This is a genomic window from Paenibacillus sp. Marseille-Q4541 (assembly GCF_018310695.1).
GTDB lineage: Bacteria > Bacillota > Bacilli > Paenibacillales > Paenibacillaceae > Paenibacillus.
The window spans coordinates 76342-97060 of record NZ_JAGXCY010000012.1; the positions used below are offsets into that span (position 1 = coordinate 76342).

The 20719-nt window shown below is 41.4% G+C and carries 21 protein-coding genes; 6 read left to right on the forward strand and 15 right to left on the reverse strand.

Annotated elements, in window-relative coordinates:
• Positions 1-17: 17 nt before the first annotated feature.
• The 9 genes from mutL to KFT32_RS14265 all read right to left on the reverse strand — a co-directional run bounded on the left by mutL (position 18) and on the right by KFT32_RS14265 (position 12597).
• On the reverse strand, positions 18-2081 hold the full coding sequence (gene mutL, locus KFT32_RS14225; protein ID WP_211747882.1) for a DNA mismatch repair endonuclease MutL: 2064 nt from the start codon (positions 2079-2081) through the stop codon (positions 18-20).
• 36 nt (positions 2082-2117) lie between these two features.
• On the reverse strand, positions 2118-4937 hold the full coding sequence (gene mutS / locus KFT32_RS14230; RefSeq protein ID WP_211747883.1) for a DNA mismatch repair protein MutS: 2820 nt from the start codon (positions 4935-4937) through the stop codon (positions 2118-2120).
• Positions 4938-5042: 105 nt separating this feature from the next.
• Complete coding sequence (locus KFT32_RS14235) at positions 5043-6272, reverse strand: putative amidoligase domain-containing protein (RefSeq protein ID WP_211747884.1); 1230 nt, start codon at positions 6270-6272, stop codon at positions 5043-5045.
• Between the two features lie 127 nt (positions 6273-6399).
• Positions 6400-6957, reverse strand: coding sequence for an outer spore coat protein CotE (locus KFT32_RS14240; protein ID WP_211747885.1), 558 nt, complete (start codon positions 6955-6957; stop codon positions 6400-6402).
• A 111-nt stretch (positions 6958-7068) separates the two neighbouring features.
• On the reverse strand, positions 7069-8034 hold the full coding sequence (locus KFT32_RS14245; RefSeq protein ID WP_211747886.1) for an aromatic acid exporter family protein: 966 nt from the start codon (positions 8032-8034) through the stop codon (positions 7069-7071).
• Between the two features lie 189 nt (positions 8035-8223).
• On the reverse strand, positions 8224-9063 hold the full coding sequence (locus KFT32_RS14250) for an ABC transporter permease (RefSeq protein ID WP_211747887.1): 840 nt from the start codon (positions 9061-9063) through the stop codon (positions 8224-8226).
• Entirely contained in the window at positions 9060-9842 is a 783-nt protein-coding gene (locus KFT32_RS14255) for an ABC transporter ATP-binding protein (protein ID WP_211747888.1), read from the reverse strand. Before KFT32_RS14255 ends, KFT32_RS14250 begins: the two co-directional genes overlap by 4 nt.
• A 27-nt stretch (positions 9843-9869) precedes the next feature.
• Positions 9870-10880 (reverse strand): ABC transporter substrate-binding protein, encoded by a 1011-nt coding sequence (locus tag KFT32_RS14260; protein WP_211747889.1) that lies wholly within the window; start codon positions 10878-10880, stop codon positions 9870-9872.
• Between the two features lie 199 nt (positions 10881-11079).
• Complete coding sequence (locus KFT32_RS14265) at positions 11080-12597, reverse strand: carboxypeptidase M32 (RefSeq protein ID WP_211747890.1); 1518 nt, start codon at positions 12595-12597, stop codon at positions 11080-11082.
• 117 nt (positions 12598-12714) lie between these two features.
• Here KFT32_RS14265 and KFT32_RS14270 point away from each other — a divergent pair, with 117 nt between their 5' ends.
• The 6 genes from KFT32_RS14270 (at position 12715) to KFT32_RS14295 (ending at position 16434) form a co-directional block, all read left to right on the forward strand.
• Positions 12715-13062 (forward strand): iron-sulfur cluster biosynthesis family protein, encoded by a 348-nt coding sequence (locus KFT32_RS14270; protein WP_211747958.1) that lies wholly within the window; start codon positions 12715-12717, stop codon positions 13060-13062.
• A 53-nt stretch (positions 13063-13115) separates the two neighbouring features.
• Positions 13116-13694, forward strand: coding sequence for a beta-class carbonic anhydrase (locus tag KFT32_RS14275; RefSeq protein WP_211747891.1), 579 nt, complete (start codon positions 13116-13118; stop codon positions 13692-13694).
• Positions 13695-13916: 222 nt separating this feature from the next.
• Positions 13917-14474 carry a PadR family transcriptional regulator gene (locus KFT32_RS14280; protein WP_211747892.1) on the forward strand — a complete coding sequence of 186 codons (558 nt, stop codon included), beginning with the start codon at positions 13917-13919 and terminating at the stop codon, positions 14472-14474.
• A 92-nt stretch (positions 14475-14566) separates the two neighbouring features.
• On the forward strand, positions 14567-15043 hold the full coding sequence (locus KFT32_RS14285; protein WP_211747893.1) for a hypothetical protein: 477 nt from the start codon (positions 14567-14569) through the stop codon (positions 15041-15043).
• Between the two features lie 5 nt (positions 15044-15048).
• Positions 15049-15327: a YxcD family protein gene (locus tag KFT32_RS14290; RefSeq protein ID WP_211747894.1), complete on the forward strand. Its 279-nt coding sequence runs from the start codon at positions 15049-15051 to the stop codon at positions 15325-15327.
• Between the two features lie 231 nt (positions 15328-15558).
• Positions 15559-16434: a hypothetical protein gene (locus tag KFT32_RS14295; RefSeq protein ID WP_211747895.1), complete on the forward strand. Its 876-nt coding sequence runs from the start codon at positions 15559-15561 to the stop codon at positions 16432-16434.
• Positions 16435-16649: 215 nt separating this feature from the next.
• Here KFT32_RS14295 and KFT32_RS14300 read toward each other — a convergent pair whose 3' ends face one another.
• From KFT32_RS14300 to KFT32_RS14320, 6 genes are all read right to left on the reverse strand, one after another.
• On the reverse strand, positions 16650-18545 hold the full coding sequence (locus tag KFT32_RS14300; protein ID WP_211747896.1) for a thioredoxin domain-containing protein: 1896 nt from the start codon (positions 18543-18545) through the stop codon (positions 16650-16652).
• A 53-nt stretch (positions 18546-18598) separates the two neighbouring features.
• The gene (locus KFT32_RS27685; protein ID WP_481856337.1) at positions 18599-18775 is read right to left on the reverse strand and encodes a DUF255 domain-containing protein; all 177 of its coding nucleotides are present in this window, start codon (positions 18773-18775) and stop codon (positions 18599-18601) included.
• A gap of 55 nt (positions 18776-18830) precedes the next feature.
• Positions 18831-18998 carry a hypothetical protein gene (locus KFT32_RS14310; RefSeq protein ID WP_211747897.1) on the reverse strand — a complete coding sequence of 56 codons (168 nt, stop codon included), beginning with the start codon at positions 18996-18998 and terminating at the stop codon, positions 18831-18833.
• Between the two features lie 52 nt (positions 18999-19050).
• Positions 19051-19605, reverse strand: a complete 555-nt coding sequence (locus KFT32_RS14315) for a crossover junction endodeoxyribonuclease RuvC (RefSeq protein ID WP_283246437.1) — start codon at positions 19603-19605, stop codon at positions 19051-19053.
• 390 nt (positions 19606-19995) lie between these two features.
• Entirely contained in the window at positions 19996-20124 is a 129-nt protein-coding gene (locus KFT32_RS27455; RefSeq protein WP_283246438.1) for a hypothetical protein, read from the reverse strand.
• Positions 20117-20710, reverse strand: a complete 594-nt coding sequence (locus tag KFT32_RS14320; RefSeq protein WP_211747899.1) for a hypothetical protein — start codon at positions 20708-20710, stop codon at positions 20117-20119. Before KFT32_RS14320 ends, KFT32_RS27455 begins: the two co-directional genes overlap by 8 nt.
• Between the last annotated feature and the right edge of the window lie 9 nt (positions 20711-20719).

The window sequence follows — 20719 nt, forward strand, 5'->3', positions numbered from 1 at the left end:
GGCATTATGATATTAATTTACATGACTCTCTTAAACATTTTTTCCAAATCATACGTAGAAAATGATACCACAATAGGTCTTCCATGCGGACATGTATACGGCTGCTTACACTCTGCGAGTCTTTCAAGCAGAACAGCGGCCTCTTTTTCGGTTAACTTCTGATTAGCTTTAATCGAAGCTTTACACGAACACATGATGGAAGAGGCTTCTCGCAATTTGGACAGATCAATCGTTCTTTCTGATAACACCCATTCTGCCATCTCCAAAATAATTGATTCTTCACTTCCCTTTGGAAGCCAATACGGGTAGGAAGTAACACGGAATGTTTGTCCACCAAAATGCTCCAGATATACACCAGCTTTCTCAAACCAATGCAACTTTGTTTTCAGCTGATCCGTTTCGGACGGAGTAAACTCCAGAGTAATTGGAAGCAGCAGCTCCTGAGAAACTTCTACCGGATTGCCAAATTGCTTGTAATAAAATTCGTAATTTATACGTTCATGTGCTGCATGCTGATCAATCAGATAAAGTCCGCTATCATTTTGGGCAATCAGATACGTTCCATGATGCTGACCGATTAGAGATAGCTCAGGAAATTGAGGAAGCTCTGCTCGCTCTTCAGAATGAGTATAAGGATTTATCATTTTATTATTTTTTGCTGCTGCACTATCACGATAGTAGTCCTTATAGGACCTGTTCAGTTGTGATTCCTTGATGAGCTGACGATCTGCTTTCGCATCTATAAAAGAAGTCTCCTGATAAGAGACAATAGGAGGATTCTCTTTGCTACCTTCTGGCTGCGTGAAGTTATCGTCAATATCATCTTTAGGACTCAGAGAAACGGGATTATTTCCAGCATTCTTCGGCTCATAGACCCGCTCCTCATTGGCAACCTGTTTCTTATGTTGACTAGTTGAAAGCTGCTGACGACTAGGCGGAGAACCAGTAGTGAAACGTTGTGACTCAGCATCATGAGGACGCTTTGCTTCCGTCATCTCCGCAAGCTTGCCTCTTGGAAAATGAAATTGTTCCTGAACTATTGATGTACTTCCCGGTTTACCGATGGTTTGCTTCACTACCTGCGGAATCAGCACCTCTTGCCGTAAAGCAGCACGTACATGCTCCTCTACAAAAGCGTATAGCTCGGGTTCTTTACTAAAACGCACTTCCAGCTTAGCCGGATGTACGTTAACGTCAACCAGCGAAGGGTGCATCTCCAGCTCAAATACAGCAAGAGGAAAACGATTTATAGGCAAAAGTGTATGATAGGCTTTGAGCAACGCTTGATTCAGTCCATAGTTTCGAATATATCTTCCGTTAATGATCGTCGATATCCCGTTACGGTTTGCTCTTGTGAAATCAGGTCTACTCACGAATCCACTAATTTTATAATCCAGATTTTCTCCGTTTACGGGAAGCATCGTTTTGGCTGCAGATGTACCATAGATGGCAGCAATTACTTGAACAAGATCACCATTTCCAATCGTTTGCAAAAGCATGTTCCCGTTATGTCGAAGCGTAAATGCAATATCTGGATGCGATAATGCCATTCGGTACAGCACATCCGAAATATGACCAAGTTCCGTCTGGATCGTCTTCATATATTTTAGTCTGGCGGGTGTATTATAAAATAGCTCTTCCACTGTAAAATCTGTTCCCTGGGAGGCTGTTATATCTTCATGACGAATCAACTTTCCGCCTTCGATAACAATCTCTCTTCCGCGCCCATCATCCTTATTGGCACTGACGAGGCGAACTTTAGAAACGGCTGCAATACTCGGAAGTGCTTCCCCCCGAAACCCCAAACTTGTAATTTCAAACAGATCTCTGCCATTCTCAATTTTGCTCGTAGCGTGACGGTAAAAGGCGGTTTCCATATCCTCAGGATCTATTCCGCCACCGTTATCTGTGACCCGAATGGTTTGAAGTCCCCCTTCATACACAGAAACTTCGATTCGTGTGCTGCCTGCATCAATCGAGTTTTCCACAAGCTCCTTTACTACAGAAGCCGGCCTTTCTACAACCTCACCTGCAGCAATCTGGTTCGCAATATGTTCATCCAGAACATGAATTTTAGCCACCTTTTAACCCTCCCTTTACTCCTTACTTTATTACAATTACAGATCGTTCACTTTCATTTTCAGTTCATTCACGAGTTGCATGGCTTGCAGTGGTGTCATATTCATCAGATCAGCCGTCTTTAGCTTCTTAATCATCTGTTTAAGCGCAGGATCTATCTCTGCCTGAGCTTCTTTTTTCTTAGGTCTAAGGTCTTCATCTTCAAAAATAGATAGCTGAACCACTTCTGAACCTTGGGTGCTCTCTTCAGCGATTTCAAAATTCTTTGACTCCATTACATATTCATCTGCTGGGAGTGCTCGAACATTGGACATAAAATTAGGTTGCTGACTATCCTTCACTTCAGCTCCTTGTTCTCTCCCTGCAGCAGACTCCAATTGAGCTGATGAAGCATAAGACTTGGCATCACTATGATCAACAGAATCAGGTAAAACCGCAGTTAACGTATTATCATGAAAATGTTTGTCCGAAACGTCAAGAGTCATCTGAATGAGACCATTCGCTCTTTCAATAATCGAACCAGGAAGACCCGCAAGCCTAGCTACATAAATACCATAGCTGCTGCTTGCCGCTCCTGGGATTAGCTTGCGGAGAAATTGTACTTCATCTTCTCTCTCCTGTACTGCCATAGAATAGTTGCGAAGAGAAGCAAGACTTTCCTCTAGGTGAGACAGTTCATGAAAGTGTGTCGATACAAGCGCCTTGCAACCAATATGATCATGGACATACTCGATTACAGCCTGGGCGATAGCCATCCCTTCACTTGTTGACGTCCCCCGTCCCAGTTCATCAATAATGATTAGGCTCCTCGGTGTGGCTTTTTCCGTCATAATCTGAATGTCTGCCATTTCGACCATAAACGTACTTTGACCACCGATCAGATCATCACCCGCACCAATTCTTGTAAAGATCCGATCCATAATTGGCACTTCCGCTTGCTGAGCAGGCACAAAACAACCCATCTGAGCCAAAATGGTAATCAGCGCAACCTGACGCATGTACGTACTTTTCCCAGCCATATTAGGCCCAGTAATAAGCAAAATCCGCGGATTTTCTTGTTCCATTACCGCATCGTTAGCCATAAAAGATCCATCACGCATGACAGATTCCACAACAGGGTGTCTGCCCTGAACAATTTTCATATTAAACCCGTCTGTAATAAGCGGTTTTACAAAGCCCCGCTCTGCACTTACCGTAGCGAGGGATTGGTAGACATCAATTTCGGCAACCTGTTCTGCTAGACGTTGAAGTCTTTTAATTTCTCCTGCCAGCTTGTCGCGAAGCTCAGTGAATAGAGAGTATTCTAAACCTACCATCTTCTCTTCTGCTTCCAGAATCAGAGACTCTTTCTCTTTTAGCTCAGGAGTAATATAACGTTCAGCATTAGCCAATGTCTGTTTCCGTTCGTACCTTCCTTCTGGCAAGGAAGCAACGTTTGATTTCGTTACTTCTATATAATATCCGAACACTTTGTTGTATCCGATCTTCAAGGAGCGAATCCCTGTTGCTTCTCTCTCTCTGGCTTCTAGCTCTGCAATCCAGCGTTTCCCATTTACACTTGCGTACCTTAATTCATCGAGATGCTCATGGTATCCTTCCCGAATCATTCCTCCGTCCCGTACGGATACGGGAGGCTCGTCCACAATCGCTTCCTCAATGAGTTCCTTCAAATCGGAACAATGATCAAGTGAACTCGCTATATTTTGCAAGGTGACAGATGGAGAGTTCAAACAAAGTTCTGTTAACGCCGGTACCCGGGCAAGGGACACCTTCAGTGCATTCATATCCCGCCCATTGGCATTACCAAAAGCAATTCGTCCTACCAGACGTTCCAGATCATAGATTTCTTTTAATTGCTCACGAATGTCTTCACGCAAAATAAACTGATGATAAAGCTTGTCTACTGCTTCGAGACGTTCTTCAATTTTTTGTTTTTGCAAAAGCGGTTTATCAATCCACCGGCGAAGCATTCTCGCGCCCATTGATGTTTCCGTCTTATCGATTAAGGACAGAAGTGAACCTTTCTTTGAACGATCCCTTACCGTTTCCACAAGTTCAAGATTTCTTCTTGTAAAAGGATCAAGGATCATATAATTGTCAGGTTCATAAGTTGATACTTGCGTCAACTGGCCTAAAGAGCGCCTCTGCGTTTCATGCAGATAAGCAAATAAGGTTGCAAGACAGTGTTTGCGCTCCTCACCAAGTCTAGCCCATACCGTTTCTCCAAACTGCTGAATGACGAGATCTGCTTTTACTTTTTCGTACTCCGTATAAGTAACAGGACGATTACCTGCCAAGAGCTCACTCTTTACTGTATGAAGAAGCGCAGCGTCCCCCAGCAACTCAGATGGTTCATAAATCCCGATCTCATCCTTTAGCCATTTTTCCGAGTAAGGTGCAGACGTCAAATACAATTCTCCCGTCGAGAGATCACATGCTGCAATGGCAAGCATTCCACTGTTTTGAGTGAGACACACCATATAGTTATTCGATTTATCACCGAGTGTCTTGCCTTCCATAACAGTTCCCGGTGTGATGACACGCACTATATCCCTGCGAACCATCCCTTTGGTTGTTGCCGCATCTTCCATTTGCTCGCAGATCGCAACCTTATATCCTTTTTCGATCAAACGCTGAATATAGTTATCAGCAGAGTGATAGGGTACTCCGCACATCGGAATTCGTTCGCCGCCTCCGCCTTCCCGGCCGGTTAGTGTAATTTCTAGTTCTTTTGCGGCAAGCGTTGCATCTTCAAAAAACATTTCATAAAAATCACCCAAACGGAAAAAAAGAAACGCATCTTTCGCTTGTTCTTTTACTTTGAGATATTGTTCAATCATCGGCGTATATTGGGCCATGATATTTATCCACTCCTGCTACACGTTTTAAAGCTTCCATATCTTCGGTTTCAGATACTGCTTTCTATCGTTCAGATCTCTATTATAACAAAAAGACTATTCATGTCATGGCTCTGACGGAATATTCCACATCGGTCTAATATCTCTGGTTTCGTCCCATGTCTTTCCTTCATACAAAGCAGACACAAGCGGATTCATATATTTATGAAACTTCCTATATCCGGGCAGCAGAATCAGCTCCTGCAAAAGAGGCTCCATTACGGACCGAAGCTTCACCCTATTCCCCTCATAAAAAGCTGCATGAATCTCTGGTTGATCCAGCGGACGGAGGGTAAGGTTTCGGTACTGAGAAGCAATAAGCCCCGCGATAGCAACGACCCCCTTTGCGATCATTGGTGAGATTAGGAAACTCGGCAGGGTACGATATTCAAATCCTCCGTACGGCTGAACTCGAAAATCACCAAGATACCCATAACGCGGTCTTCTCCCCGCGCTCCTCGGATCTTCCAGTATGGCTACAGGCAAAGCTAAATAATTATCCAGTGCTCGCAGCAATTCAAAATTTAGCACCACACTGCTGAAATGCACATGGCCTCCCAGAGGAATCCCTTTAATGGGCATGCCACCCGCACACCAGATCAATGATCGATCTGTAATAAGAGAAGAGGCGGTTTGGAAAGCATGCATTAAATGGATCATTAATTCCCTCGGTTCAGCACTAGGACTCGGCCGAAGCTCTGCCACTGGATAAATTCGTCTTCCCCCTTGAGTTATCGAATCACATCCAGCTTCTCCCTGACGATCCAAAAATCGAGAGGCAGGAACCATAGATCTATCTTCACGTAATAGTAAAAATTCCGGGTCCATGCCAAGTACCGGTACAGATCCAGATTCCTTCTCCGCAGCTAAAGCAAGTTCTGTTTCCAGAATTCCCTGTTCATACATATGATGAACGCTATCATTTAACAGCCATGGGCGATCATTCACACTCGTAACAATAGCTCCTTTATCCGAAGATTGCAGAACAACCTCGGCGTGTTCGAGATTCAGGGCATAGGCTGCCTTTACAGCTGCTCTTTCAATTCTTTTATATAGTGTAGAACCATCTTCCCGAAGTAAAGACGTCTCTTTTCCTTGCTTTATTCCAGCGTATTCCACTTTACGAATTCGCAATGCTTTTAGCTGACTGACCAGTACTTCATAACAAACTTTAAAATCACTCTCATGCTCTCTATGTATAGAGAAGGTGGACCCGAGACCGGAACGGTTTAATCTTGCAGATCGTTCTTCTATAGACATCCGCTCATATAAAGGTAAATTCCGGATTTGTACCATCAGGGCGCCTTCCCTTCTCCAAAAAGATCTAAAAAAATAAAAAAAGGAGGGCTGCCGCCCTCTACGCCGATGAACTCGGCGCATATGATGCTTTAAACAGATCTAAACAGTTCAGCAAAATTAAAAATTACAGTTCATCATCCAGTGTATCTGGATCTAATTCGTCGAAATCCCCGTCGACCGAACCGAAATCATAATCTTTGTCGTCTTCCCCACAGCCATGAGGACTTACGAAAACATTGACTTTGGTTTCGGCAATCAGTTCAACAGCAAATTCGCGTTCCACACGGATCAGTACGCTATCTCCATTCGAAGATACGCTTGCTTCTACACAACTAGGCTCCTGCGTTGACTCCGCAGAAACTTCAATCGTAGAAGCACGGTGTTTCGGATCAAGGTACGACAGTGGAACATTTTCTACATAAGATACCGTTTCTTTGGCAACGTCGGTTTGAGAGTTTTGGTCATAAGAATACCAAATGTTGATATCGTAAGTACCAATAACCTCAATTCCGTCACCAGCCGCAACTGCTTCGTACTCGTGATTAATAATCCATGCACCTAAAATACTGGTAGGATTATGTGGCGGAGTCACGGTATGTGTTACGGTAGAGAACTTACGACCTTTACCGCAGATCGCTTTCGTAATGATCTCTCTACATTGTTGTTTATGACCTAATGACATCTTTGAACCTCCTCCATACAATCATTCCATTTATATGTATGCAGGACATGGGCATTTGTTGATTGATTAAGCCACTTATTTTTCTATTAATTATGATTTAGTTAAAAGAACCTATTCTGCTTTTGCTGACACTGGAAAAGGAGCTTTATCCTTTTTCGCAATCTTCAGATACATAGCAAGTTCTCTGCACAATTGCCTAATCGCAGAACGAAGTTCAAACTCTTCTCTAGTCGTTGGAAGTTCCATAGTACGGAACTCTTCTTCTACATCTCGCAGCAGCTTCTCGGTCCGTCCGGTGTAAAACTCCGTTTGCACATCTTCACTCAGCTGATCAAACAGCTCCGCTACCATCTCAGCATGCGTCATCGTTGTATATACCTGTGAAATGAGATGCATCATATGCTGCATGGAATCTAGCTGCGTTTTTCGCATGTAAAAATAGACAGTCCATTCCTCATTCGGATGGATAACCTGATTTTCCAAATACATTTTGGAAGCCGCAATTCCGCTGCTGATCGCTTTTTCTGCTTCAATAATCTCTTTCCCTCCCCATGCATAAGAAGGGTCCTTTAAGGTATTCGCGAATTCCTTGAAAATAACTGAAAAAAATTTATCGATGTCGTGGCGTATATTGAGCAGCTTATTATCAGGCTTTGGCATGTAAGCCATATTCACGACCATCGCCGACCCAAGACCGATAACTAGCATCAGGATCTGGGTCCACACGACGTGCATGCTGATTTCCCCTCCGCTAAACACTCGAAACACTACGACCGAACCAGTCACAATTCCTTCTTTGAAACCTGCTCGTACAATTGCAGGAAAGGCAGTTAGTATATATACGGCAAGCACCCAGTAATGAAATCCTAGAACCGCAAACAATACGGAAGCAAAAAGAAGCCCGACTACCGACGCGAAAAATCGCGCCGAAATGGTTTTCAGGCTTCTTTTGCGAGTTACATCCACTCCAAGAATAGCTAGTAGCCCTGCCGAGGTCGGACCTGGAAGCTCAGCAGCATCGGCAATCAGGACAGCCATAAGTGCAGCAATGGCTGTTTTAATAACTCGAAACCCCATGTATGATATCTCTCCTCTATCTCTATCGGTAAATCAAGATTCTGTCACTCAAAACTACAGTCTTGTTATTACCCAAACGGATCGTAGGTATTTATCGTACATGATTTTAGTTAATGGAACAATGTAACATCTCCTATGACGCTAAATCTACAAAGTTATATAACTTTTCATTTCATTTCAAGATCAAAACTAGAGCTCACGTCCACCCAATAATTTACGTTCGAGCCAGGCCACAAGTTGATACATGAAAGTAGCAACAACGGCAATAACAATGAGACTCGACATAACAAGGGTAAAGTTAAATACCTGAAAACCATAGATAATAAGATAACCAAGCCCTTCTTTGGCCACGAGAAATTCTCCAACAATGACACCAATCCAGGCAAGCCCTACGTTTACTTTTAGAGTGGAGACAATCGCAGGAAATGAGGCAGGGAAAATAACTTTGCGAAATATTTGCTTTCGGTTGCCTCCGAAAGTACGGACTACCTTCACATAATTCGGATCTACTTCATTAAAACTGTTATATACAACAAGAGTTGTAATAATGACGGTGATAGATATCGTTGTCATGATGATCGCGGTAAAACCAGCACCAAACATAACGATAAAAATAGGGCCGAGTGCTACCTTCGGCATACTGTTAAAGACAACGAGATAAGGGTCGAGTACTTTGGAGAGAAAAGGAGACCACCAGATCAAGATGGCAATAAGTGTACCGAGGATGGTACCGAGTAAAAAGCCGACAACCGTCTCAAACACGGTAACCGATAAATGGCCCCAAATTTCACCGCTGACGATATCCTTACCGAGCTGGGCAAAGATTTTAGAGGGATAACTGAACAGAAGGACGTCAATCCATTTCAGTCTTCCGGCAATTTCCCAGAATAAAAACATCAAGACGAGAATGGAAATTTGAGTGAGAGTGACTTTCCGGCGCCAGGATTTCCGCTTACGGTGGTGCTGATCATGAATTTGCTGCAGCCACTCCTGCCCTGATGATTGATTCATACGATCCGGTTCCTTCATCCGTTATCCCCCTTTCCGTCTGTTGATTCTAGTTCTCTCCATATCTCGTTAAATAGATCATTGAATCCATCCTGTTCGCGAGCGTAAAAGGGCTGGGCCCCGCGAATTGCGTCCGGAATAACAAAAGATTTTCGGATCCGTCCCGGATTTTTATCCAGTACAATGACTTTGTCACTCACTGCAATAGCTTCCGATAAATCATGCGTAACCAGAATAGCCGTCTTTCCTTGTTCCCGAAGCGTTTCCGATATGAGATCTTCAAGTTGAAGTTTAGTTTGGTAATCTAGTGCTGAAAAAGGTTCATCCAGGAGTAACAGATCTGGATTAGTCGCCAGCGTTCGAACGAGAGCGACCCGTTGACGCATTCCCCCGGATAAGGAAGAGGGGTACAAATTTTCCGTTCCAGATAGCCCCATATTCGCCAGCATGTCGCTTATTTTGGTCACAGAATCGTTTGTAAACTGTCCTGTTATTTCAAGACCAATCTGTATATTCTCCATAATGGTGCGCCATGGGTACAAATAATCTTGCTGCAGCATATATCCAACTTTGGGAGAGGGAGCTTTGATGATCTCACCAGATAAACGGACTTCCCCTTTCGTTGGAAACAGGAGTCCCGCTATCATAGAGAGAATCGTCGTTTTGCCGCAGCCACTAGGACCGACTAAACTTATAAAGTCTCCTTGCTCTACTTTTAGATGAAGAGATTCAATCGTGAGCTTTGCTTCTCTTTCTGTCACGTACACATGCGTAATATCATTCATCTCTATTAATGACATCTACTCACTTCCTTTTGTAAAACGACTTCACTTGGAAGATACAACATCACTCGCAAAGTCGTTGTTCACAATTGCAGAAGCTGGTACTTCTTCTTTCAGTTCTCCTGCATTTTTCATAACTGCAAGCAAGTTGTTCCATTCTTCATCATCAATAATCGGATCAGTTGCATAAGTTCCTTGGGTTTTGTAACGCTCTACACTACTTACAATAATCGCGCGATCCGCGTCTTTAAAAAATGGCATAATCACATCAGCGATTTCTTCAGCCGAGTGCTCATTTACCCATGTCTGTGCTTTATGCAGACCTCTAGTGAACTTCGCTACCGTCTCTTGATTGGATTTGATATAACTTTGTTTTGTCATAAAGACCGTATAAGGAAGATGACCGCTTTCTACACCGAAGGAGGCAACCACTTTTCCTCTTCCTTCTTTTTCGAAAATGGAGGCTTGCGGTTCAAAGAGCTGTACATAATCTCCTGTCCCAGAGGCATATGCAGAAGCAATATTCGCAAAATCAATATTTTGGATCAGCGTCAAATCCTTGTGTGGATCGATCCCCTTTTTGCCCATGGCGAACTCTCCAGCCATCTGAGGCATTCCACCTTTTCTTTGACCGAGGAACTCACTCCCCTTTAGCTGAGACCAGTCAAAATCTCCTTGCTGATTTCTTGCAAATAAAAAGGTTCCGTCGGTTTGTGTTAATTGGGCAAAGTTAATGACTGGATCTTCTGCTCCTTGTTGATATACATAGATAGAGGTCTCCGCACCAACGAGTGCAACATCAATGGACCCTGCCAAGAGAGCAGCCATTGTCTTGTCACCGCCTGCTGTTGTTTGAATCTCTACATCAAGTCCCTCATCCTTAAAAAATCCTTTTGCAGCAGCAACATATTCTGGTGCGTAAAACACCGAACGAGTTACCTCGCCAACTCTTACTTTTACATCCCCACCACTTTTCCCACCAGTACACCCGCTGAGAACAACACTCAGCAGGAGAACCGGCAGTGCAAGTAGCTTCCACCATCCTCTTCCTTTCATCCATAAACCCTCCCCTAAGTAAGTAAAGCAATTTATGGGTATATGTATGCAGAGAGCTTCCAATTGGTTAATGCGTCCTGAGAGAATGTTCCCTTACGTTTCATCCGATTCTACACTCATGTAAAAAAAGCTGACAGATCCAAAGGACCGCCAGCTTAACGTGTAATCTATGAAAGGAAGAAATCTCTTACTATATACATTACAAGGAGTAAATTTCTTTATATTTATTTTCTAAGTAATCTGCCAAATAATCTGGATTTAATTCTTCCCCGGTGATGGCAAGAATCAGTTCAGATGGTTTACGGGACTTCCCGTACTGGTATACTTTTTCGGTAAGCCATTCTTTAATTGGTGTAAGTTTCCCTTCGCGAAGGTAATTCTCGAATTCCGGGATCTCCTTACGCATCGTGTTCACGATCTGCGCTGCGTACATATTCCCTAGCGAGTAAGATGCAAAATAACCAAAATCACCGCTGGACCAGTGTACATCTTGCAAGACGCCTACTCCATTATGTGGCGGAGTTACGCCAAGATACTGTTCATACTTCTCATTCCATACGGACGGAAGATCCGAAACGGACAAGTTTTCGTTAAATAACATCTTCTCTATTTCATAGCGAATAATAATGTGCAAATTATAGGTCAGTTCATCCGCTTCAATACGTATGAGCGAACTCTCCACTTTATTAATGGCCTCATAAAAAGATTGTACGGAAACATCTTTAAGTTGTTCTGGGAAGTAGGATTGCAGCACAGGGTAATAGCGCTCCCAGAACGGAAGACTGCGTCCGATCATGTTCTCCCATAGTCTCGATTGGGATTCATGAATACCCATAGAAGTTCCCTCAGCCAAAAGGGTACCTGCCAGTTTTGGATCAATATTTTGTTCATACAAAGCATGACCGCCTTCATGAAGCGAACTGAACACGGCGCTGGCTACATCTTTTTCATAATAATGAGTCGTAATACGTACGTCACCTGGATTGAGTCCAGTTGCGAATGGATGTACACTCTCATCGAGTCTTCCTGCTTCAAAGTCATAACCCATTTCCTTTAAAATGTAGCGGCTAAACTCCATTTGCTTATTAATGTCAAAGGTTTGATCAAGAAATGAAGTATCTGGTTTATGTACAGATTTAGTAATTTTCTCTTGGAGAGGGACGAGACGTGCTTTCAACCTGCTGAACACATCGTCGAGCTTCGCTACCGTAAGGTCCGGTTCAAACATATCAAGCAGCGTATCATACCGTGTATCCTTCACACCATAATAATCAATGAATTCGCGCTTCATATCTACAATTTGTGTCAAGAAAGGCTCGAAAACAGAAAAATCTCCGCTCTCTTTTGCGCTCTCCCATTTGACCTGTGATCTTGGTGCAAGCACGCTAAAAGCCTGAATTTTCTCTGGTGGAACGGACTGCATACGATTCAATTCTTGCTTAACATCCTCTACCAATCGCTGTTCCTGATCTTGCAGCTCATGAAATACGTCTTGGCTGGTTAAAAAAGAAATCAATTCTTTCATTTCATCCGAGATAGAAAGTTTGAAAGCTTCCGTAGTAAGCATACCAATGGTTTCGGAACGGGTATCTACACCTTTACGCGGAGCACCTGTCGCCAGATCCCAATGCAATAGTCCGATGGCCTCGTAATAACTCTTTATTTTGCGGTTCAAGTTCAAGAAATGATCTAATTTGGTTTGAATTTCGTGATTCATTTGATTGCACCCCATTTACAATTTACTTTCTTCCTATTGATCATACTTTTTGCAAGTCGTATAATCAACTTTTAAGAACAGAATACTATCTATACGTAAAGGAGTGAACGAGTGACTATGAAAATAAAAGTAAACAAGGCTGCAGAAGATCTTCTAAAGAAAAAGCTTGGTGATACGCCAGGTGTCATTCGTTTAGTACATGACACGGAAGGCTGCGGCTGTGTAGTCAGCGGCGTTCCTGCATTCCATATTGTTTCTGACGTTGAAATTTCGGATATTACGCTAGAAAGTAATGTTCCAGAACTCACTTTTATTCTTGACGGTCAAAAGGCTGTTTTTTTTGAAGAAGAGCTTCATCTATCGACAGATTCAGGCGACCTTTCCTTGAGATTGTCCAGTAACGGACAACACTATGGTTTATATCTTTTCCCAAAAGATTATCGTGAACAAGGTGCTCAGGTTTAATTTTTATTATTAATTTCTATATCATTTATAATGACCTAGGGGGATGATGAATCATGGACAACATCAAAGATATTCTGGAGCATAATAAGCATTTCGTAGAGAATCGAGAATACGAGGCTTACATATCGGACAAGTTCCCTCAGAAAAAAATGATGATCGTAACTTGTATGGATACACGGCTTGTAGAACTTCTTCCGAAAGCGATGAATTTACGTAACGGTGACGTGAAAATTATTAAAACCGCAGGTGCTATCATTTCTCATCCATTCGGCAGTGCAATGCGTAGTATTCTTGTTGCCTTATACGAGCTCGGGGCAGAAGAAGTTATCGTAGTAGGACATCACGAGTGCGGTATGGCAGCACTCAACAGTGATGACATGATACATCACATGATGGACAGAGGAATCTCTGATACCGTACTGAACACCATTGAACATTCTGGAATTAAACTGACCCGCTGGCTTCGCGGCTTCGATAACGTAGAAGAAGGGGTTATGGAGACGGTAGATCTCATTCGCAACCACCCTCTTCTTCCTCCAGGCGTACCGATTCACGGTATGATTATCGACCCGAAAACAGGCGCATTGGATCTTGTAGTCGATGGCAATAAAAATCTTACATCGCAATCTTAACACTTCAAAAAGCTCTGAATTACATTGTGTAATTCAGAGCTTTTCTTATTTGGTTTCTTACATTTCTGTGACATTGTTAAAAACAGTTTAAATTTGAGACATGAACAACGGTTGTCAAACCATACAGTATTAGTGTACACTTTTATTCATATTATAGTTATAGAAAACGCTTAAATCTTAGGTTTTTATGTAGCTATAGCCTAGTAAAGGAGACATGTCCACTTGAACATACTGTCCTATGGTTTGCTCGGGTTACTTACACGTGACGAATCTTCCGGCTATGATCTTATGCTAAAAATTCAGCCTCATTGGCAAGCAAAGCATAGTCAAATTTACCCGATACTTTCCCGTATGGAAGAAGACGGACTACTATCTTCTCGCTGGGTTGAGCAAACCGACAAGCCGGATAAAAAAATGTACCGTGTCACTGACAAAGGTATTCAGAAGTTACTGGACTGGATGTATACACCCGTGTCCACCCCGGCAATAAGGGATGAGCTTAACCTGAGAATGATCTGTTTTCAAGTCACTAATCCGGTTGTCATGAAACGATGGGTAGATGAGCGCAGACACTGGTTTGAATCGCGCCTTGAGTACTATGAAGCACTGCTCAGCAGTTTACCAGATGAAGCAGTCCAACCTAAAAGTCCCTACTTTGGAGAGTATATCATTAACACCAAAGGAACGATGAACGCAAGAACAGGAATTGAATGGTGTGATTGGGTCACTCAGCTTATGGGAACTCGTCATCAAGAACGAGAAGCATCTGGTATGCATTAATTGTTCACAAAAAATGAAACCATTCATTTTTTCACACGTATTCATTTAGAGGTTACAAAAAAACAAACAATCCAGGAGGGTATTTCACTCATATGAAAAAATGGTTCAGCACGAAACGTACTTTTATGGTCTTGATGGCTTTTACTTTGTTATTCTCGACGCTAGCAATTCCTGATAACGCAGATGCACGCCGCGGTGGCGGTGGTTTTAAATCAGGTACGAAATCATATCAAAATAATCCAAGCCGTTCTGACAGCAATAGCAATTCAACTTCAAATACAAAAAATAACAGTACGAACAATACAACAGGTGCAGCTGCCAAGAAACCTGGGTTCTTTAGCGGTGGATCTTTGATGAAAGGTCTTATGATCGGTGGTCTCGCAGGTATGCTGTTTGGAGGACTCTTTGGTAACATGGGCTTCTTCGGTGAACTGCTTGGACTTGCAATTAACATTCTAGCAATTTATGTACTCGTTATGCTTGGAGTAGGAATCTACAGATCCATCAAGAAACGTCGTCAAGAAAACGAAAGAGCTCGTGATATTAACGGCGGAAACGGACGGTACTAAGATTTATGGTTATTACAATGGATGAAATCGTAAATGCAATATGCCTTCATACTGCTGAACGGAAACAAATACAACCCACCGAAGTTCAGGTTGAACTGAGCTGGGATGAAGATACAGGATACAGTGCTGAGGTATGGGCGCAAGGTCGCAACCAATTCCTCGTTGAAGCGAATATGATTGAAGCCATTCTCCGTTATGTTCATCAAGAGTATAATATCCGCGCTTATCGTGAAGATGTTAGCCTTGAACTTGATGAAGAGATTACGGCAACCATTCGTAGTTAATCCTTACTAAAAAATAAAAAAGGCTGCTCTTGGGTCATCAATAATGACGCTGAGAACAGCCTTTTTTTATTTTTAGAAGTGAAAGAGGCGAATCAAAAATATAAGAAAAGAATACATTTATAGAAAGTAGAATAGTCTTAGTCCACGGATATTAGAAACTTTAAGTTGATTGAACATAATTGGTATGTAATGTAAAATAAAGGAATTACAGAGTTGAGGAGAGATGCCTTGGTGTTTGAATACTACGATCATACCGAGCCGCTTGATCTAGATACACTCGTTGAAATGATAAAGATGCATTATGCATTTGAGAACTGGGAAAAAGTGATCTTATTATCAAACGATTTGCTTGACTCTGCTAAAGAAATTCATAAAGAGCTTTCAAAACTGGATGATACAGATAAAACCTTCAGTAAACACATTATTTTTTATTTTGGATACAGCTACCTCATGACGGGTCTCTCCTATCAAAAACTGAGGCAATATGCAAAAGCGAAAGAGTATATTTCTTACTACTCAGACCTCAGCTGGTTACATGATTCCACCGAAACCGGTGAACGAATTATCAATGATTTTCATTTTTTCTCCCAAGCGAATTCGTTAACCATTGAAGTGCTAGGTGGGAACCAATTACAGATTCCAGAGTACATTGAGTTTCTTGATGGTAACCCTAAGCAAGTTCTGCCAGGTCTGATCACGATTTTAGAGTCAGCTATTAACTATGATTACAATGTTGACGAAGAACTCTCTTATTTGAACAAACATATTCAGGATTACCGAATGTATGAAGAGAAGGTCAGCGGGTCTTATTACTTGTCTTATCAGTACATGCTTGCCCTATATCATCAAAAAAACGGTAAGATTTCGGAAGCAATAGACATTACTTTACACATGCTGCTGGCTTCTGATAAACTAAAAAATGATAAGTATTTCAAAAAGGCAATTTCCTTATTCGAAGTACTTAGAACACACGCATCCGTCTCTCAGCTAAAAATGTGTTATGATTTATTGAATGATATTATTTTTAAGGGAGAAATGATTAATGAAGAAAACATTAATTTCCGCAACAATCCTGCTGGGACTGATCATCGGTATTACCTTACCTAACAGTGCTGCTTTGATTCAACCTTTCAACCATGGCGCCGACTACGAAGGCTAAAAAGCAGGAATAGGGGCAACTAGAAGCTTATACATAATAATTTTATAGAATATATTAGACTTAATTGCAAACAGCCCATGAACTTCTATCTCATGTACCGTGGTTAAGAACCATGTAGTTGAGTTAGCTCATGGGCTATTTGTATTGACAACAATGAACATACTTATCTGCTGGCTCTCATTGCTTCTCTCACTTCTTCTGTCGTCGTCAGGGGCGCTTTGCAGCTAAAATTGTGGCATATATACACGGTGGCTTCTCCGTTTACTGCCTTCTTATCTTGCAGCGTAGGAATCAACTGATATATCTCCCCCGATTCTTCTTCATAAACAATCAAGAGGGCCGCATCCGGTGCATACGATTTTTGCGCGATGGCAATCATCTCCTGCATTTTTATATCCTTCCGCTTACCTGTTATAACAATCTCTTTACCACCTTGTAGTCCATAAGACATTCCAGTGAGATACAGTGCATGACCTGCAGGATAATAACTCGCTTCCCCTGCGAATGCATGCAAGTGTTCTTGTGCGAAGTGAAGCAGTTCCATGTCTTGGGTCATCGCCGCCCATTTCGTGAGCAGAACAGCAAGTACCGAGTTTCCAGCCGGTAGTGCCCCATCATAGAACTCTTTACCTTGCAGAAGTGGTTCTTCGCTATCTTTTCCTGTGAAGTAGAATCCACCTCTTTCCTCGTCCCAGAAGAGAGCAAAAAGATCATCTTTTACATCAAGCGCCTTCGCTAAATAAGAAACTTTGCCCGTCGCTTCGTACAATTCCGTAAGTCCCCAAGCAAGGTAAGCATAATCATCCAGATGTCCGGCATATTTCATTTCACCATCACGATAACGTGACATTAATCTTCCATCTTCTCTCCGCAAGGTTGACCAAATAAAATCGGCTGCTTTCTCAGCTGCTTCAGCATACCCGTGATTCTGAAGAGCTTTCGCACCTTTGGCTAAGGCCGCAATCATCAGACCATTCCAAGCCGTCAATATCTTATCATCCTTGAAAGGATGAATTCTTTGTTCTCTATAAGCAAATAACTTCTCCCGTGCTTCCTCCAGCAAATTCTGCTGGGCAAGGGGATTCATTCCTCGAAGTTCTGCATTTTCCCTAGGAAGACCTTTCAGCAGGTTAGGGATGCTTTTTCCTTCAAAATTTCCACCCGGCTCAATCCCGTAAACGTTACAATATCGGTGCATTTCTTCTACCCCAAGAGCATCTTCAATCTCTTCACGGGAAAACACATAAAATTTGCCTTCAACTCCTTCGGAGTCAGCATCTTCTGCCGAGTAAAAAGCTCCCTCTGGAGATGTCATATCACGCAGAACATAAGTAAAGATGGATTCGGCTACTTCAGCATACAGTTGCTTTTCAGTCAACTGGTATGCTTCTAGATAGGCTAATGCAAGTAGCGCGTTATCATAGAGCATTTTTTCAAAATGAGGAATCAGCCATCTCTGATCTGTCGCATATCTTGAGAAGCCAAAACCTACGTGATCATATATTCCACCCTGGTACATACGAATCAGCGTAGTTTCGACCATTTCAAGTGCTTTACCCTCTCCATATACTTTATAGTAATTCATCAAAAACATCAGGTTATGGGGGGATGGAAATTTCGGTTCGTCTCCAAATCCTCCGTATTCCTCATCAAAAGATTGCTCAAACTGCCGATATGCACGGTGCAGCAGTTCTTCCTCTACCGTACCTGGTATATGTTCCATCATTTTTTTATTTATTTCCGTTACAATTTGTTCACTCATTTCCAAGATCGACTCAGAGTTCGCTGACCACTTCTGCTGTATCTGGGATAGTACATCCATGAGTCCGATCTGGCCCATCTTGCGATGTTTCGGAAAATAAGTCCCTGCATAAAACGGCTTCTGATCCGGTGCAAGTAGCACGGTAAGCGGCCAGCCGCCAGACCCAGTTAATGCCTGACATACGGACATGTAGTAGTTATCTATATCCGGTCGCTCTTCTCTATCGACCTTGATGGATACATAGTGTTCATTCAGATAGTCTGCAACTTCCTGATCTTCGAAAGATTCCTTCTCCATGACATGACACCAATGACAAGTTCTTATTTTATACCCATTAGTTAGCCCGAAGGCTAACTATAGCCTACAGATAAGAAAACAGGTTTGCCCTCTCTCTGTGCTTTCTGGAATGCTTCAGCTCCCCATGGGTACCAGTCTACTGGATTATTGGCATGTTGAAGCAAGTACGGTGATTTCTCGTTAATGAGACGGTTGGGTCTACGTTTATGTTTTTCAGTTGAGTCCATCATATTTGTCGCGTCCTCTCTAGTGCAAAATAAAAAACAGGGAGAAAAGATCTCCCTGTTATAATTTACCCTGTCTTATTAGCTCGTTAAACACTCTGTTTAAATTCTTTCTAGCTTCATCAGAAGGCTCGTTCATTGATTTTATGTATATTTTTGATCCATCTTTAAATGTGATTAACTTGTATCCGTCTTCCTCTAAACTAATTGTTGTTACTTCATCATCCATTCTTATCACCTCTAACTTATACCTACTCCCCTCGCAATTTGTCCTATTCGTATTACTTCATCTTTTTAATCTTTTCTTTATCCCAATCAATGAGATTCTTTTTTATAAGGTATGTTAAAGCTACAGCAAACGAATCTGATTCATCTTCATTGTTAAATTCTATTTTCGGATATATCTTATGTATTGTGTCCTGGACATATTTCTTCGTCGCGTCCCCACGGCATATAGCTTCTTTTACTGATTTAGGAGGATAATAAATTTGCTCATAATCGTGGAACAATTTATTGACTACACCATGAACTCTATAAATAACTTGTGTACTTGTGTTAAATCTGCTGAACCCTCGTTCGATAGTAACAACTTCGGGTTGATACTCTTTACGAATCTTTATTAATTCATCTTCTATGTATTTTAATTTCTGACCATGAGTAGCTGATTTCTTGAAATGTGATGTCGAAATACTAGTGATCAACACAGGTTGTAAGCTTTCCAAATCAAAAATAGTTAGTCCAGTACATTCCATCGATAAGTCAAATCCATATAGGCTTCTAATCAGACTTATCACCACTTTCGTGTATAGATGACAATCTATTATTGATATAATCATTAATTCTCTTATCGTGGTACTCCGCTATCTTTTCTTTCTGTTTAAGGGTAATCAGCCCTTCCTCGTAATAATTTTCTATATAAACATGCATGTAATCTTGCACAACCTTCATAAAATTCAGCTCACTGTTAACTAAAAACTCATAATTATAATCCTTCAGATTATTACTCCTCTCCTGGTAATACCGTTTTAGCTTCAACTGCTTTCCTAATACAGCTATATGTGTCGTGTACATTCATCCCATATATCTCTACCACTTCACCAGACATCAGATCATAATTTGTTATATCTTGTTCGCATCCACTACAAGTTGAGTAATATGTTTCTTCTGTTTCTTGCTCAGAAAATCTATGTATGTGGTAATCCGACTCAAACCTATCCAAATTCGTATTATAATTCATTATTTTTATCTCTTAATAATTTTAATAAAGCAAATTCCAATAGTTCTTTATACTCTCTATCTGTTAATTTTTTTTCTAATAATTCTTCAAGCTTAACTTTACTTAGTTGATCACTCATTTTCATTCTCCTTAATGATGTATTTTTTGTATTCTGTAATCCACTGTTCTTTTTGATCTGTAGCAACAAAGTTCCCGTTACCATCTGGTACTTTTTTAAATTCATTCTTGTGTCCCAGAAGTTGAATTAAATCTCCAACTACAATTTGAGTTTCCTTATTTCTCGTATTGAATAGCTTCTTACTCATTTTGAATACCTTCTCTGCTCCTTTATTAAGGTTGTAGAGAGTAAGTTTAGGTGAGTATTTAGTATCAATCTCAGTAACCACACACCAACTCAAATCCATGTTTGGATAGGTTAATTCACAATAACCTAATAATTCTTTCTGGAACATGATAATTTCATTAGGAAGAAGTTTTAGATCATTATCTTTGGATAGCTCTATCTCCATCTTTCTTAATTCTTCTAATCTCTTTGCTTTTGTCTGATCAACATAAGTCTTCTTATACTTAAACTCACCATTTTGGAATTCGTCATATAACTTTAGCAGATATCCGCTATTCCCAAACATATCGAAATAATCTAATCTAATGAGAATATCAAGATGTTTTTTGTTTACAGACGTATCAGCTATATCAATTAACAAATCAATAAA